Annotated in this window: 15 protein-coding genes and 2 tRNA genes; 11 read left to right on the forward strand and 6 right to left on the reverse strand. The window is 63.7% G+C overall.

From position 1 onward, the window contains the following. Window position 1 precedes the first annotated feature (1 nt). The 4 genes from V6F88_RS23995 to glyA are packed head-to-tail and all read right to left on the reverse strand — an operon-like array spanning window position 2 to window position 4897. On the reverse strand, window positions 2-2065 hold the full coding sequence (locus V6F88_RS23995; protein WP_332612706.1) for an NADH:flavin oxidoreductase: 2064 nt from the start codon (window positions 2063-2065) through the stop codon (window positions 2-4). A 7-nt stretch (window positions 2066-2072) separates the two neighbouring features. Next, on the reverse strand, window positions 2073-2594 hold the full coding sequence (locus V6F88_RS24000) for a DUF5943 domain-containing protein (RefSeq protein ID WP_332612707.1): 522 nt from the start codon (window positions 2592-2594) through the stop codon (window positions 2073-2075). A gap of 12 nt (window positions 2595-2606) precedes the next feature. Then, a complete protein-coding gene (locus V6F88_RS24005; RefSeq protein WP_332612709.1) occupies window positions 2607-3593 on the reverse strand; it encodes a dipeptidase in 987 nt (328 codons plus the stop codon). A gap of 26 nt (window positions 3594-3619) precedes the next feature. Then, on the reverse strand, window positions 3620-4897 hold the full coding sequence (gene glyA / locus V6F88_RS24010; protein WP_332612711.1) for a serine hydroxymethyltransferase: 1278 nt from the start codon (window positions 4895-4897) through the stop codon (window positions 3620-3622). 286 nt (window positions 4898-5183) lie between these two features. Between glyA and V6F88_RS24015 the strand changes: the two genes are divergently transcribed. The 5 genes from V6F88_RS24015 to V6F88_RS24035 all read left to right on the forward strand — a co-directional run bounded on the left by V6F88_RS24015 (window position 5184) and on the right by V6F88_RS24035 (window position 7644). After that, on the forward strand, window positions 5184-6263 hold the full coding sequence (locus V6F88_RS24015; RefSeq protein WP_332612712.1) for a GlxA family transcriptional regulator: 1080 nt from the start codon (window positions 5184-5186) through the stop codon (window positions 6261-6263). Between the two features lie 152 nt (window positions 6264-6415). Next, window positions 6416-6491, forward strand: a tRNA-Gly gene (locus V6F88_RS24020). 55 nt (window positions 6492-6546) lie between these two features. Continuing rightward, window positions 6547-6620 (forward strand) — tRNA-Cys (locus tag V6F88_RS24025). Between the two features lie 101 nt (window positions 6621-6721). After that, window positions 6722-7051, forward strand: coding sequence for a hypothetical protein (locus tag V6F88_RS24030; RefSeq protein WP_442880393.1), 330 nt, complete (start codon window positions 6722-6724; stop codon window positions 7049-7051). 2 nt (window positions 7052-7053) lie between these two features. Beyond that, the gene (locus V6F88_RS24035) at window positions 7054-7644 is read left to right on the forward strand and encodes a DUF2946 family protein (RefSeq protein WP_332612714.1); all 591 of its coding nucleotides are present in this window, start codon (window positions 7054-7056) and stop codon (window positions 7642-7644) included. 42 nt (window positions 7645-7686) lie between these two features. On the opposite strand, the gene V6F88_RS24040 is transcribed toward V6F88_RS24035, so the two are convergent. After that, the gene (locus V6F88_RS24040; protein ID WP_332612716.1) at window positions 7687-8088 is read right to left on the reverse strand and encodes a DoxX family protein; all 402 of its coding nucleotides are present in this window, start codon (window positions 8086-8088) and stop codon (window positions 7687-7689) included. A gap of 146 nt (window positions 8089-8234) precedes the next feature. Between V6F88_RS24040 and V6F88_RS24045 the strand changes: the two genes are divergently transcribed. The 5 genes from V6F88_RS24045 (at window position 8235) to V6F88_RS24065 (ending at window position 12443) form a co-directional block, all read left to right on the forward strand. Beyond that, complete coding sequence (locus tag V6F88_RS24045; RefSeq protein ID WP_332613036.1) at window positions 8235-9164, forward strand: LysR family transcriptional regulator; 930 nt, start codon at window positions 8235-8237, stop codon at window positions 9162-9164. Next, entirely contained in the window at window positions 9161-9742 is a 582-nt protein-coding gene (locus V6F88_RS24050; RefSeq protein WP_332612718.1) for an NUDIX hydrolase, read from the forward strand. Before V6F88_RS24045 ends, V6F88_RS24050 begins: the two co-directional genes overlap by 4 nt. Then, on the forward strand, window positions 9739-10551 hold the full coding sequence (gene aat, locus V6F88_RS24055) for a leucyl/phenylalanyl-tRNA--protein transferase (RefSeq protein WP_332612719.1): 813 nt from the start codon (window positions 9739-9741) through the stop codon (window positions 10549-10551). Before V6F88_RS24050 ends, aat begins: the two co-directional genes overlap by 4 nt. 47 nt (window positions 10552-10598) lie before the next feature. Further along, on the forward strand, window positions 10599-11333 hold the full coding sequence (locus tag V6F88_RS24060) for an arginyltransferase (RefSeq protein WP_332612721.1): 735 nt from the start codon (window positions 10599-10601) through the stop codon (window positions 11331-11333). Window positions 11334-11399: 66 nt separating this feature from the next. After that, complete coding sequence (locus tag V6F88_RS24065; protein ID WP_332612723.1) at window positions 11400-12443, forward strand: quinone-dependent dihydroorotate dehydrogenase; 1044 nt, start codon at window positions 11400-11402, stop codon at window positions 12441-12443. A gap of 150 nt (window positions 12444-12593) precedes the next feature. On the opposite strand, the gene V6F88_RS24070 is transcribed toward V6F88_RS24065, so the two are convergent. Next, window positions 12594-13172, reverse strand: a complete 579-nt coding sequence (locus V6F88_RS24070; RefSeq protein ID WP_046803469.1) for a phasin family protein — start codon at window positions 13170-13172, stop codon at window positions 12594-12596. A 382-nt stretch (window positions 13173-13554) separates the two neighbouring features. Here V6F88_RS24070 and V6F88_RS24075 point away from each other — a divergent pair, with 382 nt between their 5' ends. Beyond that, entirely contained in the window at window positions 13555-14532 is a 978-nt protein-coding gene (locus V6F88_RS24075) for a tripartite tricarboxylate transporter substrate binding protein BugD (protein ID WP_332612726.1), read from the forward strand. Window positions 14533-14607 lie beyond the last annotated feature (75 nt).

Consider the following 14607-nt stretch of genomic DNA (forward strand, 5'->3'; position numbering starts at 1 on the left):
GTCAAAAGTCCTTGCACAGCCGCAACGCGTCATAAATGGCGGCGTGGATGTTGTGCATCGACACGCAATCGCCCACCCGATACAGCAGGAAGCGGCCGTCGCCCAGATGTTGCCCCAGCGCGGGCTGGGGGTCCGCCGCATACAGGGCGTGCAGGTCGGTCTGGCCCATGTTGACGGACTTGCGTTTCAGCAAGCCGTACAGCGCGTCATTGGGCACGATGCCATTTTCAATGACCACCTGATCCACCACGCGTTCTTCGCGGTCTTCGGTGTATTCATTGCGCAGCAGCGCCACTTTCTTGTCGCCTTCGGCGCTAACGCGTTCAAGCCAATGGTTGGGGGTCAGCACGACCTGCTGCGCATACAGGCGGCGGTAGAAGATCGGGAACGTGGTGCCGCCCACGTCCTCGGCCACCTTGGTGTCAGGCGTGACGATCTCGACGTGCGCGCCCCGGCTGGCCAGGAAGTCTGCCACCCCCGCGCCCGCGTGCGTGCTGACGCCGTCGTACACCAACACGTTTTTCCCGGGCTCGACCCGGCCGGAAAGTATGTCCCAAGAGCCCACGGCCAGCCCGTGCGCCACGCCCCAGCCCTGGTGTTGGTAGACGTGGCTGATTCCGCCCGTGGCCAACACAACAATATCCGGGTGCTGCGCCAACACCATTTCTTCGGTAGCCAGCGCGCCCAAGCGGCAGTCCACGCCCAGGCGCTTGAGCTCCAGCGCAAACCACCGCACGATGCCGTCCATCTGTTCGCGCTGCGGCGCCTTGGCCGCCAGCAGGATCTGGCCGCCAATGGCGGCGGCGCGTTCGAACAGCACAACGTCATGCCCGCGCTCGGCGCACACGCGCGCGGCTTCCATGCCCGCGGGCCCGGCGCCAACCACCACGACTTTCCGTTCGACGCCGCGCGAACGCGCGATCACGTGCGGCATGGTTTCTTCACGGGCCGTTGCCGCGTTCTGGATGCACAGCACGTCCAGCCCGTCGTACTGCCTGTCGATACAGTAGTTGGCGCCCACGCATTGTTTGATCTCGTCTTCGCGGTCGTCGCGGATCTTCACGACCAGATGCGGGTCGGCGATATGCGCGCGCGTCATGCCGACCAGATCCGCATGGCCGGCTGCCAGCAGCCGCTCGGCCTGCACCGCGTCGCGGATGCTTTGCGCGTGCATCACCGGTATCCGCACCACTGACTTGATGCCGGCCGCCAGATGGGCGAAGGGTTCGGGTGGCAACGCCATCGGCGGCATGCAGTTGGCCAGCGAATTGTGCGTGTCGGCACCAGAGCCGATGACGCCCAGGTAATCGATCAGGCCGGTGTCCGCCATGGCCTGGGCGATTTCGCGCAGCGCTTCGTGGTCCAGACCGTCGTCGTGGAATTCATCGCCGCACATGCGCAGGCCCACGCAGAAATCGGCGCCGACCGCCTCGCGCACGGCGTGCAGCACGTCCAGCCCGAAGCGCAGGCGGTTGCGCAGGCTGCCGCCATAGGCGTCGGTGCGAAAGTTGGTGCGCGGGCTCCAGAACTGGTCGATCAGATGCTGGTGCGCGGCGGATATCTCGATGCCGTCCATGCCCGCCTGTTGCACCCGCTTTGCCGCGGCGGCAAAGTCGCTGATGATGCGGCCAATCTCTTCGACTTCAATGGTCTTGGCGTTGCCCCGATGCACGGGCTCGCGCACACCGGACGGCGACAACAGATGCGGCCAATGTTCCCCATGCCATGCCGAGCGCCTGCCCATGTGCGTGGCCTGGATCATGACCTTGGCGCCGTGGCGATGCATGGCATCGCTAAGTCTGGCCAACGGTTCGATGACGCGGTCGGTGGTCAGGTTGACCGACCGCCACCACCCTTGCGGGCTATCCAGCGACACGGGGCTGGACCCGCCACAGATGGCCAGGCCCAGGCCGCCCTTCGCCTTTTCTTCGTAGTAGGCAATGTAGCGCTCGCCCGGCAAGCCGCCCGGGTCCGCGTGCACTTCGGCGTGCGCGGTGCTGACGATGCGATTTCGCAGCACCAGGCGGTTCAGCGTCAGTGGCGCAAACAGGTGGGGATAACGCATGCCGGCCTCAGGTGATGGGGCTAACGGTGAACTCGCAGTGCGCATGCCCTTCGGCCGCGCATAGGCTTTCCACGCATTGCGCGCGCGTGGCGCCGCCATGCTGGTCGGCCACCCAGTCCATTGCGCCCGCGAACCATCCGGCGAACATGTGGCAGCGCTTGCCCTCGCCCTGGGGCTGGCCCAGCACGAAGGCGGAATGGCGCAGCACGATGCGCGCCGTCATGGCCGTGGGGTCCGCGTCCGTCAGCCGGAACAGCCCCCAGCCGCGCTGCGACAGCCGCATCAAGTAGTGTTCATAGACGGCCAACCCGGCCAGGCGATGCTCGCGCGATTCTTCATTGCACCAGTGGTAGGCCGACTGGTGGCCGGCGTCGTAAAGAATGCGTGCGTAAGCCTCCCGGCCCAACGCCGCTTCCACCGCCGTGTGGTTGTTGATGAAGAAGTGGCGCGGCACGTACAGCATCGGCATGCCGTCCGTGCTCCACACGCCCGTCTGCTCGTTGACGTCAATCGGAAGCTGGGGATTCATGTTGATGGCTCCTTAAGCCGCCGGCGCGTCGGAAGGCCAGACGTCGCCAAACACGCGCAGCCAGTTTTCGCCCACTATTTTTCGGATGTGGATTTCGCTCCAGCCTACGCGCTGCATCGCATCGGTCAGGTTGGGAAATTGGCCTATCTTCTGGATGCCTTCGGGGTTGCGGATGGCGCCAAAGTCCGTCAGCCGGCGGTACCGGCCCTTGTCATGCGTCAGCCAGTCGAAAAACGGCTGTCCGTAGCCCTGGGTGAAATCGGTGCCGATGCCCACCGCGTCCTCGCCCACCAGATTCACCACATAGCCGATGGCTTCAACGTAGTCGTCCACCGTGGCGTGCACGCCGCGCTTGAGGAACGGCGGGAACATCGTCACGCCGATGAAGCCGCCGCGCTCCGCGATAAACCGCAGCTGCGCGTCGCTTTTGTTACGCGGATGTTCTTTCAAGCCGGCCGGCAGGCAGTGCGAATAGCAAACGGGCCGGGTCGATGCCAGGATCGCTTCTTCAGAGGTCTGAGCGCCTACGTGCGACAGGTCGACCATGATGCCGACGCGGTTCATCTCGGCAATGACTTCGCGGCCGTAGCCGGACAAGCCGCCGTCGCGCTCGTAGCAGCCCGTGCCGATCAGGTTTTGCGTGTTGTAGCAAAGCTGGACCACGCGCACGCCCATGTCGGCAAAAGCTTCGATGGCGCCCAGATTGTCTTCGAACGCCTGGCCGTTCTGAAAGCCGAGAATGATGCCGGTCTTGCCGTCGCGTTTGGCGCGGCGGATATCGTCCGTGGTGCGCACCAACGTGACCAGATCGTCGTTGGCGCGGATCAGGGCCTTCATGGCGGCAATGTTCGAGACCGTTTGCTCGAACCCTTCCCACACCGACACCGTGCAGTTGGCGGCGGTCAGGCCGCCTTGCTTCATGTCTTCAAAAACGGACCGATCCCATTTGGAGATGATCAGGCCGTCGATAACCATGCTTTTCCGATGCAGCGTAGCCATGGGATTTCCCCCCGATGTTGTGCCGCTTAGTAGATGGGATGGCGCTGGCACAGCGCGTGGACTTCAGCTCGAATGCGTCGTTCGGTTGCTTCGTGTTCGTCGGGGCTGGTGGCCAGCATGTCCACCACATGCAGGATCATGTCGCCCACGGCTCGAAATTCGTCTTCGCCAAACCCGCGCGAGGTTGCGGCCGGTGTGCCCAGCCGGATGCCGGAGGTGACCGACGGTTTTTGCGTATCGAACGGGATGCCGTTCTTGTTGCATGTGATGCCGGCGCGTTCCAGCGTGCGCTCGACATGCGCGCCGGTCAGCCCTTTGGAACGCAGGTCGAGCAGCAGCAGGTGGTTGTCGGTGCCGCCGGAGACCAGGTCGATGCCGCCTTCACGCAGCACGTCGCCCAACACGTCGGCGTTTGCGAGCACGCGGTCGATGTAGCGTTTGAAGTCCGCTTGCAGCGCCTCGCCGAAGGCCACCGCCTTGGCCGCCACCACGTGCATCAGCGGCCCGCCCTGCAAGCCGGGAAACACGGCGGAATTGATCTTCTTGGCAATGGCGCCGTCATTGGTCAGGATGAAGCCGCCACGGGGCCCGCGCAGCGTTTTGTGCGTAGTGGACGTGACGACGTGTGCATGCGGCACCGGGCTGGGATGCCTGCCCGCCGCCACCAGTCCCGCGATGTGCGCCATATCGACCATCAGCATGGCGCCGGCCTCATCGGCGATCTGGCGAAAGCGGGCAAAGTCCGGCTGCCTGGGGTAGGCGGAAAACCCCGCGATGATCAGCTTGGGCCGATGTTGCAACGCCAGCCGGCGGACCTCGTCGTAATCGATCAGGCTGTCTTCCTGGCGCACGCCGTACTGCACCGCGTTGAACCACTTGCCCGACATTGCCGGCCGCGCGCCGTGGGTCAGGTGCCCGCCGGCATCCAGCGACATGCCCAGCACGGTATCGCCGGGCTCCAGCAGCGCCAACATCACCGCGCCGTTGGCCTGCGCGCCGGAATGCGGCTGCACGTTGGCGTAGTCGGCGTGAAACAGTTCGCGCACGCGCAGCAACGCCAACGACTCGACTTCGTCCACATGATCGCAGCCGCCGTAATAGCGCCGGCCAACGTAGCCTTCGGCGTACTTGTTGGTCAGCACCGAACCCTGCGCTTGCAACACGGCGCGCGACACCAGGTTTTCGGACGCAATCAGTTCGATCTGGGTCTGTTGGCGGCGCAGTTCCCGGTCCTGCATGGCCATCACGACGGGATCGCGCTTGTCGAGCGGCGATGAGAAGAACGGGGATGAGGACTGGAACATGTCGACCTGCCTGAAGGAGCAATGACGTTCGAGAATCCGGCGTAAGCGGGGCCTGTGAAGCATTCTTTCTTAAAGGTCATGAGCACTGTTATCTGAACCGGACCACATCTTGTCCGATTGCGACAGGGGCATCGCACAGCGCGCAAAGGCATATGTCGTAATCCCCTGCAATTTTCGTATTGTTCCTAAGGGCAGACGCGCCCTGCTGGCCTACGATTGAAAGAGTCAACTGCCGGAAGGTCAGCTCCGGCCATCAGTCTGTGTATTCCTACCAAGGAGCCTCGCCATGACTGCACGTTCGTCCACCCGTGATCGCCGGCACTTGCGCCACTTCGGTTTCCTGCCCTTGCCGCAGTTCACGATGCTGTCGTTCTCGACGGCAATCGAAGTGCTGCGCATGGCCAACCACATGCTGGGCCGGCCGTATTACCGCTGGTCAGTGGTTGCGCCATCACGCGGGCCCGTCACGGCCAGCAATGGCTTGCAGGTGCAGGCCGACGTGCTGGACGAGGCCACCTTGCCCGACGCCGTATTCGTTTGCGGCGGCAAGCGCAGCCGCGCGGACGACGACCCGGCCACGTGGGACTGGCTGCGGCGCCTGGCCGCATGCGACGTGACGCTGGGCAGCCTGTGCACCGGTGCGCACACGCTGATGCAGGCCGGCCTGCTCAACGGCTATACCTGCGCCATGCACTGGGAAGACCTGGTCGCGCTGCGCAGCGACTTTCCGCATAGCAGGCTGTCGCACAAGCTGTTCGTCATCGACCGCGACCGCATCACCTGTACGGGCGGCACCGCGCCGCTGGACATGATGCTTAACCTGGTGGGCGAGTCCGTCGGGCCGGCCATCGTTGCGCTGATCGCGAACCAGTTCACCATCGGGCACGTGCGCGATCACAAGGACAAGCAGCGCATGCCGACATCGATCCGCATGCCCGCGTCGCATCCCGCGTTGGCAGAGGTGATCGCGCTGATGGAGGTCAACCTGAAAGAACCGCTGTCGCTGGAGGAACTGGCGCAGTTGTCGGGCGCATCGCAGCGGCAGCTGCAACGCTTGTTCCGCGAGCACCTGGGCACGACGCCCAAACAGCATTATCTGAGCCTGCGCCTGCGTCACGCGCGGGCATTGCTGCGACAAACCCCGATGTCAATCTCGCACATCACTACCGCCTGCGGCTTTCAATCGCCCTGCCATTTCAGCAAGACCTACCGCGCGGTCTATGGCGCGGCGCCCAGCTCGGAACGCCGTAACCCCCGCACGTTCGACCATGAAGCGCATGGGCCGGGTTTTGCCTCGGCGATAGGCGCGGAACCAGGGCCCGACGCTTTTTTTCTGCGCCCAACCCGCCCCGCTACACAAGCCTGAATTTCTGTGTATAATCGCTGTCTTTGGTGGACACGGCCTTTGAGAAAAGCTTCTCAAACTTCACCAAAACCGGTGGCAATTCCAGCAGGAATTTCCTTCGGCAAAGCAGGAAATGCAGCAGTAGCAAAAGCAATAGCTGTAAGCAGTACCCCGCGGGAGTAGCTCAGTTGGTAGAGCGCAACCTTGCCAAGGTTGAGGTCGCGAGTTCGAGACTCGTCTCCCGCTCCAAATACAAGAAGGAAGCATCGGCCAACACCGCGCTTCCTTTTTTCTTGCAAGTGCTGGCGCAATGGCAGAGTGGTTATGCAGCGGATTGCAAATCCGTGTACGTCGGTTCGATTCCGGCTTGCGCCTCCAGCATCTTTCCCCCCCCTCCCCCAGCATCTCGTTACGCATCCCTACGCGCTGACAATCGAATGATTGCTAAGGTGACGCCGTTTTCCACTGACGTCGACGCTATGCACCGCATTCTGAATTTTCGCGCTCGTTCCCCCGTGCTTGCCCTGTCCGCCGCCGCGATGTTGACGCTGGCGCCGCTGACGGCCGAAGCCGACTCCGACCGCCATCATCATCGCCATGGGCGTGAGTACAAAGAAAAGTACTGGGATGGCGCGTGCAAGGTCGAGCGCAAATGGAAGCGCAACGGCGAGTACCAGGAAAAGCGCAAGTGCCGCGATGACTATCGCGAGGACTATCGCGAAGGTTATTACGCGGCACCGCAGGTCGTCATGCCGATGCCCGCGCCCGCCATCGTCATCACCCCGCCTTCAATCATCATCCGGCCCTGAACATGGATCAGTCGGTGAAAGACGCCATTGCCCGCTGGCCCAACGTGCCAGCCGTGTATGGCTGGCTGTCGTTGGACGGGCGCGGGCGCTGGCGGTTGCATCCGCAAGGGCAAGCCGCCCAAGGAGGGCCGGGCGAATCCATCACCAATGCGCAGATCCTGGAATTCATGAACCGCAATTACGAACACGACGAGGCGGGCCGCTGGTTTTTCCAGAACGGCCCTCAGCGCGTGTTCGTGCGGCTGGATGGCGCCCCGTTCGTGCTGCGCCTGAACGACGACAGCCGTGGGTTGCGTACGCACACGGATGCGGCGGTCGATGCGATCAGCGCTTGGTGGCTGGACGATGCCGGCCAGCTGTACGCGTCTACACCCGCGGGCGCCGGGCTGGTGCTGGACCGGGACCTGCCGGCCCTGCTGGAAAACCTGTCGACTGCGGACGGCGCCCCGGTTCTGGATGCCCTGGCCGACTTGGCGCCCGGCGCGGAGATATCCGTGTCATGGCCGGGCCTATACGCCCCCGCGCCGCTGCGCGCGATAGCGCGGCAGGACGTGGCGCGCCGCCTGGGCTTCGAGCCGAACCCGGCGGCGTAGGAACGCAGCGCGGCCGCGTAAAAAAACCGAGCGTTGCCAGGATCAGCCGCGGCCGCTTTTGACCAGGGCGAATTTGCCATCGCCCAGCAGCATCAGCACGGCGGCCGCCACGGTCAGGAAAATCGGATATTCCCAGCCGCCGCCCGCGTTGCCGAAGCCCCAGCCGTTGCCAAAGTGCACGGTCGAGGCCACGAACAGCTGCACCACCGCAATGGCCGCCACCCAGCGCGGGACGATGCCCAGGACCAGCAGCACGCCGGCGCCCACTTCAAAGAACGTGACCGGATACGCCAGCCAGCCGGCAAAGCCGATCTTGGCGAAGAACTGCGCGGTGCCGGGCAGCGTGAAGACAAGCAGCTTGGTCAGGCCATGTGCCAGGAACATGACGCCAAGCGCCACGCGCAGCAACAGCGCGGCGTAGGGAGCGGTACGGGTATCGATCATGGGGAATCCTTCTGGGTAGCGCGGATCGTCCAGGACCGGACGATGCATCAGGCCGCCATTCTTACGATTCCAAAAACAAAGATAAATAGGCAGAATTGCAAATTATTGTTCCCCGATAGGAAACAATCTTGGACACTCACACCGCCATGCAGACCTATGCCAAGGTCGTGGAGCTAGGCTCGTTCGCGGCAGCCGCCGACAAGATGGGCCAGGCGCGTTCGGTCGTGACGCGGCAAATCGCCTACCTGGAACAGAAGTACGGCGTGCGCCTGTTGAACCGCACCACCCGCAAGCTCAGCATGACGGACGCAGGGCGCGCCTTCTACGAGCGCGTGCGGCCGATCCTGGCGGAAGTCGCCGACCTGGAGCTGTCGCTACAGGCGGAAGGCCAGCGTCCCAGCGGCCGTTTGCGCGTCAGCGCGCCCGTGTCGTTCGGCATCCTGCACCTGGGGCCGGCCATTGCCGAATACCTGCAACGTTATCCCGACGTCATCATCGACCTGGACCTGAACGACCGCGTGGTGGATCTGGTCGAAGACGGGTACGACGTGGCGGTGCGTATCGGTCCGCTCCAGGATTCATCGTTGGTTGCGCGCCCGCTGGCGCCGCAGCAGTTGCTGGTCTGCGCGGCGCCGGCCTACCTGAAGCAGCACGGCACACCGACCACCCCGGAAGACTTGAAGCAGCATCGTTGCCTGCACTATTCCTACGCCAGCACCGGCAATGAATGGCACTTCGAGAAGGACGGCGTGACGCATCTGGTGCGGGTGAACGCGGCGCTGCGGGCCAATAACGGCGATGTACTGCGCACGGCGGCCCTGGCGGGCCATGGGGTCATTCTGCAACCCGAATTCCTGGTGGGCGACGACATCCGCGCGGGCCGCCTGGTGGCCTTGCTGGCCGACTATGCGCACACACCCATCTCCATGTACGCGATCTATCCGCATCGCCGCTTCCTGTCGCCGAAGGTCCGCTCTTTCGTCGAGCATCTTGAAGATCGGTTTGGCGGCAGCGCACCGGTCGCCCCCCGGGGGACGCGCCACGGCACGCCGCAGCCGTTAGAATCCTACCCATGACCGCGAAACCGTCCATCGAATACTTCCCCGCCCCCCGCCGTTCGCTTTTTTGCAGCCAGTGCGCCACGCCCATCACCCGCCGGGTGCCGGAAGGCGACAACCGCGAACGCGACGTCTGCGATCACTGCGGCGCGATCCACTACCAGAACCCGCGGCTGGTGGTCGGCACGGTGCCGGTGTGGGAAAACCGCGTACTGCTCTGCCGTCGCGCGATTGAACCGCGCTACAACACCTGGACGCTGCCGGCCGGTTTCATGGAGTTGGGCGAAAGCACCGCACAAGGAGCCGCCCGCGAAACGCTGGAAGAATCCGGCGCGCGCATTCAGCTTGGCGAGCTCTACACCATGATCGACCTGCCGCAGATCGACCAGGTGCACGTGTTCTACCTGGCCCGGGCCCTGGGTCCCGAACTGGACCCCGGCCCCGAAAGCCTGGAAGCCCGCTGGTACGACGAAGCCGACATTCCGTGGGACGACCTGGCGTTTCGAACGGTGGCAACGACCTTGCAGCACTACTTCGACGACCGTCGCCACGGCGCGTTCGTGCCCCATCACTACACCCTAGAATCGCACCGTTGAAGCTGCCCTGGCTTGCCGTCGAGACCCCGTTTCCGCCCGCGGAATATGCGCTGACGGAGCCCGACGGCCTGCTTGCGGCCGGCGCGGACCTGTCGATGGACAGGCTGATACAGGCTTACTCGAACGGCATCTTTCCCTGGTATTCGGAAGGTGAGCCGGTGTTGTGGTGGAGCCCGGACCCGCGCATGGTGCTGGCCATCAAGGATTTTTCGCCGTCCCATTCGCTGCGCAAACTGCTGCGGCAGATCGCGGCGCAGGAAATCGACGCCCAGCCGCGCGTGCAGGTGCGCGTCGACACGGTGTTTTCGCAGGTCATGGCGCAATGCGCCGCCCCCCGTGACGGTCAACCCGGCACCTGGATTACCGCCGCCATGCAGCAGGCGTATGCCGAATGGCACCGCGCGGGCTACGTGCACAGCATCGAAACCTGGATCGACGGCCAGCTTGCCGGCGGGCTGTATGGCATTAGCCTCGGGCGCATGTTCTTTGGCGAATCCATGTTCACGCGCGCGCCCAACGCGTCGAAGATTGCGCTGGCGTACCTGGTTCGCTACCTGGCCGCGCAAGGCGTCGAGCGTATCGATTGCCAGCAGCAGACTCAGCATCTGGCCAGCTTGGGCGCACGCCCCATCCCACGCGCGCAGTTCTTGCAACATGTGCGCCGGGTCGCCGCTCAGCCCCCGATTTTCTGGGCGCCGGGCACGCTGGACAGCCGTGGGCGCCTGTTGCCCGCAACCGGTGCCCCGCCCCATCCGACAGCCAATCCCGGGGCGGATTCAGCGTCCGATACGACGTCACTTAAGCGTTAATATGTAGCCATCGCGTCGCGGACGTACCGCGCGATGTGCACTTCCCCATGAGCCAGCTCAAAGAACTTCCCTTCTCCACGCTGCAGTTCTATGCAACCGCGCCTTACCCGTGCAGCTATCTGCCGGGCCGCCAGGCGCGGTCGCAGGTTGCCGCGCCCGGGCATCTGATTAACGCGGGCACCTATTCCCAACTGGTCGAACAGGGCTTTCGCCGCAGCGGGCTGTTCACGTACCGTCCCCATTGCGACAGCTGCCATGCCTGCGTGCCCGTACGCGTGGACACGTCGGGCTTTGCCCCTAACCGCAGCCAGCGGCGGGCGTGGCGCGATCACCAGTCGTTGCAGTCGTTCGTCGCGGAGCTGGCGTGGTCGCCAGAGCATTACCGGCTGTATACGCGCTACCAGCAAGGCCGGCATCCGGGCGGCGGCATGGACGAAGACAGTCGCACGCAATATGCGCAGTTCCTGCTGACCAGCCGGGTCAACACGCGGCTGGTGGAATTTCGCGACGCGGACGGTGTACTGATGATGGTGTCGATCATCGACGTGCTGGATGACGGGCTGTCGTCGGTCTATACCTTTTACGACCCCGATGTCCAAGGCAGCCTGGGCACCTACAGCATCCTGTGGCAGATCGAGCAGTGCCGCACCTTGAACCTGCCCTGGCTTTACCTGGGCTACTGGATCGCCGAAAGCCGCAAGATGTCCTACAAGTCCAGCTTCCAGCCCGCGCAGTTTCTTGTCGACGGGGAATGGCGGAATCAGGACTACCTGTCCCTTTGATTCTCACTGGCGGTGCGCTGTGCGATTGCGGCAAGCGCGGCGAAATTGGCTCTACAATTCCGCCCCATGTCTATCCTCTTTCACGCCTACCCCCTGGCCCGCCCGGCGCTTTTCGCCATGGACGCGGAAACCGCCCACGAAGTCACGCTGTCGGGCCTGCAACGCGCTTATGAATGCGGCGCCACGCGCAAGCTGATGCATGCGCAGCCGTCGGCGCCGTGCACGCTGATGGGCATGCGGCTGGCCAACCCCATCGGGCTGGCGGCGGGGCTGGACAAGAACGGCGCCTATATCGATGCGCTGGGCAACCTGGGCTTTGGGTTCATTGAAGTCGGCACCGTGACGCCTCGCGCGCAACCCGGCAACCCCAAGCCGCGCATGTTCCGCCTGCCGCGCGCCAACGCGCTGATCAACCGGCTGGGCTTCAACAACCAGGGCCTGCCCGCGTTCCTGGCGAACGTGCAGCGCAGCCAGTGGCGCAAGCAAGGCGGCATTCTGGGCTTGAATATCGGAAAGAACGCGGACACGCCGATCGAGCGCGCCGCTGATGATTACCTGATCGGGCTGGACGGCGTGTATCCGCATGCCGATTACGTGACGGTGAATATTTCGTCGCCCAACACCAAGAATCTGCGCGCGTTGCAAAGCGGGGACGAGCTTTCGGCCTTGCTGGCGCAGTTAGCCGACAAGCGCCGGGCGCTGGAAGACCAGCACCAGCGTCGCGTGCCCATGGCGGTAAAGATCGCGCCCGACCTGACGGAAGAACAGATCGACGCCATCGCGGACACCCTGCCCCGCCATGGCATCGACGGCGTCATCGCCACCAACACCACACTGTCGCGCGATGCAGTCGCGGGCCAGGCGCATGCCGACGAGGCAGGCGGCCTGTCCGGCGCGCCGGTGCACGAGCTGTCATTGAAAGTGATCCGCCGCTTGAAGGCGCAGCTGGGCGACAGCATGGCGATCATCGGGGTTGGCGGGGTGTTGTCGGGCGCACAGGCCCGCGAAAAGATGGACGCCGGCGCGGACGCCGTGCAGTTGTATACGGGCTTGATCTACCGGGGCCCCGCCCTGGTGGGCGAATGCGTGCGGGCCACGGCAAAGCGCTGAACCCTATCCCCACACTCGCAGCGCGCAACGCGCCGCGAAAAATGCGGGACAAAAAAAGGGGCCACCCGGTGGGTGGCCCTAATTCCAGCTCTGCTCTGTCACTCAACAGTACTACATTACTGCGATTTGCGCAGCATCGCGCGCCAGGACTCAGGCGGTGCGACGGCTACGGCTGGCAACCTTGGTGGCGGCGTCGGCGGCATCCGTCGCAGCCTTGAAGGTCGCGTTGGCGGCGGCATTCAGGTTCGATTCGGCGACTTCAGCAGCCTGCTTGGCAGCCTTGGTCACGGAGTCGTAGGCGCTGGTCGCGGTGGCCAGCGAGGACTTGATCAGGGCAACGGCGCTTTCCGAACCAGCCGGAGCGTTCTTCGACAGTTGGTCGACGGCTTCGCTCAGTTGCTGCTGGCTTTCAGCGATTTGCTCTTCGGTCAGCTTGACCAGGCTGCCTTGCACGCCGGCAACGATGTCATACACGTGCTTGGTGTAAGCCATGGCCTTTTCAGCGCCCGGCTGCAGCAGGCCCGACGCGAACGCGGCGGCTTCCTGCGGATCCTTGACTTCAGAGGCTTGCTGCGACTTCTGGGCGACTTCGTCCAGCGTGGCGCGCACGACCTTCATGTTCAGCTCAACCAGCTTTTCAAAGCCGGCGAAAACGGCGGACTGGGCGGCCACAAAAGTGTTGATGCTGGCCTTTTGGCGATCCAGGACTTGCTGCGGAATTGCGCTCATAGAATGCTCCTTTAGGGGTAGCCGGAAGCTTTCCGGCAAGAAGGATAGGTGTCTGCGACGAGAAATAGGAACGTGCGCGGAAACTGGTACTACAAGCTACCGCCGGCCCGTTTGATGCACTGCACAATTCACATTCTAGACTGCCACAAATTGCTGTCAAGCGGTTTTTGTGCAACGCAACAAGTATTTGCACTTTAACGGTGCAGGCGCGTGCACGCCATTGATCCAGAACAAGGTTTTGCCCTGCTTCGGGAAAAACCCGACATGACGGCGTATCAATTCTTTTCTAAACTGCCTTCACGCTGATGACAGAAAAAACAATCCATATGTCAGCGGCCAAAAACTAAATCGCAGCAAGCAAAACCCTGCAATTGGAGACTTCATGACCTTTATTCCCCGCACGCTTACGGCCCTGCTCGCGGCCAGCGCCATGTTCGCGGCCGGCGCCGCCCACGCGGAATTTCCGGAACGCCCCATCAATATGGTGGTGCCGTTCGCCGCAGGCGGCCCGACCGACAACGTCGCCCGATCGCTGGCAGAAGCCATGCGGCCGAGCCTGGGACAGACGGTCGTGGTTGAGAACAAGGGCGGTGCCGGCGGCACCATCGGCACCACGCAGGTTGCGCGCGCCCAGCCGGACGGCTATTCCATTCTGCTGATGCACGCCGGCTTCTCCACGGCGCCGTCCCTGTACAAGAACCCAGGCTACGACCCGTACAAGAGCTTTGAGCCCATCGGCCTGGTGGTCGACGTGCCCATGACCATCATCGCGCGCTCGGACTTCCCGCCCAACAACATCAAGGAACTGGCCGAATACGTCAAACAGAACAAGGACAAGGTGTCGCTCGCCAACGCCGGCATCGGCGCGGCCAGCCACCTGTGCGGCACCATGCTGGTGGAAGCGCTGGGCGTCCAGCTGTTGACGATTCCGTACAAGGGCACCGCGCCCGCCATGAACGATTTGCTGGGCAAGCAGGTCGACCTGCTGTGCGACCAGACCACCAACACGACGCAGCAGATCGAAAGCGGCAAGGTCAAGGCCTATGCCGTGACCAGCCTGAAGCGCGTGCCCACGCTGGACAAGCTGCCAACGATGGACGAATCCGGCTACAAGGGCTTCGAAGTCGGCATCTGGCACGGGATGTGGGTGCCCAAGGGCACGCCCAAGCCGGTGGTGGACAAGCTGATCAAGAGCTTGCAGGCCGGCCTGGCCGACCCGAAGTTCCAGGAACGCATGAAACAGCTGGGCGCCACGGTGCTGACGGCCGAAGCCAACCCGCAGGCGCTTGACGCCAAGGTCAAGCAGCAAGTCCCGCAATGGGCCGAACTGTTCAAGAAGGCAGGCGTCGAGCAGCAATAAGCCGACCCTGGCAGAAAGACAAAAAGCCCCGCAAGGGGCTTTTTTCATGGTCCGCAGCAGGAATCGACGATAGCC

Source organism: Achromobacter sp. ESBL13 (assembly GCF_036668755.1).
Classification (GTDB): Bacteria; Pseudomonadota; Gammaproteobacteria; order Burkholderiales; family Burkholderiaceae_B; genus Achromobacter.

Excerpts from the sequence above, each read along its gene's own strand:
- V6F88_RS24075 (WP_332612726.1), top strand. The coding sequence starts at position 13,555 with ATGACCTTTATTCCCCGCACGCTTACGGCCCTGCTCGCGGCCAGCGCC.
- V6F88_RS24045 (WP_332613036.1), top strand. The coding sequence starts at position 8,235 with ATGCAGACCTATGCCAAGGTCGTGGAGCTAGGCTCGTTCGCGGCAGCC.
- V6F88_RS23995 (WP_332612706.1), bottom strand. The coding sequence starts at position 2,065 with ATGCGTTATCCCCACCTGTTTGCGCCACTGACGCTGAACCGCCTGGTG.
- glyA (WP_332612711.1), bottom strand. The coding sequence starts at position 4,897 with ATGTTCCAGTCCTCATCCCCGTTCTTCTCATCGCCGCTCGACAAGCGC.
- V6F88_RS24060 (WP_332612721.1), top strand. The coding sequence starts at position 10,599 with ATGAGCCAGCTCAAAGAACTTCCCTTCTCCACGCTGCAGTTCTATGCA.
- V6F88_RS24035 (WP_332612714.1), top strand. The coding sequence starts at position 7,054 with ATGGATCAGTCGGTGAAAGACGCCATTGCCCGCTGGCCCAACGTGCCA.
- V6F88_RS24070 (WP_046803469.1), bottom strand. The coding sequence starts at position 13,172 with ATGAGCGCAATTCCGCAGCAAGTCCTGGATCGCCAAAAGGCCAGCATC.
- V6F88_RS24065 (WP_332612723.1), top strand. The coding sequence starts at position 11,400 with ATGTCTATCCTCTTTCACGCCTACCCCCTGGCCCGCCCGGCGCTTTTC.
- V6F88_RS24000 (WP_332612707.1), bottom strand. The coding sequence starts at position 2,594 with ATGAATCCCCAGCTTCCGATTGACGTCAACGAGCAGACGGGCGTGTGG.
- V6F88_RS24005 (WP_332612709.1), bottom strand. The coding sequence starts at position 3,593 with ATGGCTACGCTGCATCGGAAAAGCATGGTTATCGACGGCCTGATCATC.
- V6F88_RS24050 (WP_332612718.1), top strand. The coding sequence starts at position 9,161 with ATGACCGCGAAACCGTCCATCGAATACTTCCCCGCCCCCCGCCGTTCG.
- V6F88_RS24030 (WP_442880393.1), top strand. The coding sequence starts at position 6,722 with ATGCACCGCATTCTGAATTTTCGCGCTCGTTCCCCCGTGCTTGCCCTG.
- V6F88_RS24015 (WP_332612712.1), top strand. The coding sequence starts at position 5,184 with ATGACTGCACGTTCGTCCACCCGTGATCGCCGGCACTTGCGCCACTTC.
- V6F88_RS24040 (WP_332612716.1), bottom strand. The coding sequence starts at position 8,088 with ATGATCGATACCCGTACCGCTCCCTACGCCGCGCTGTTGCTGCGCGTG.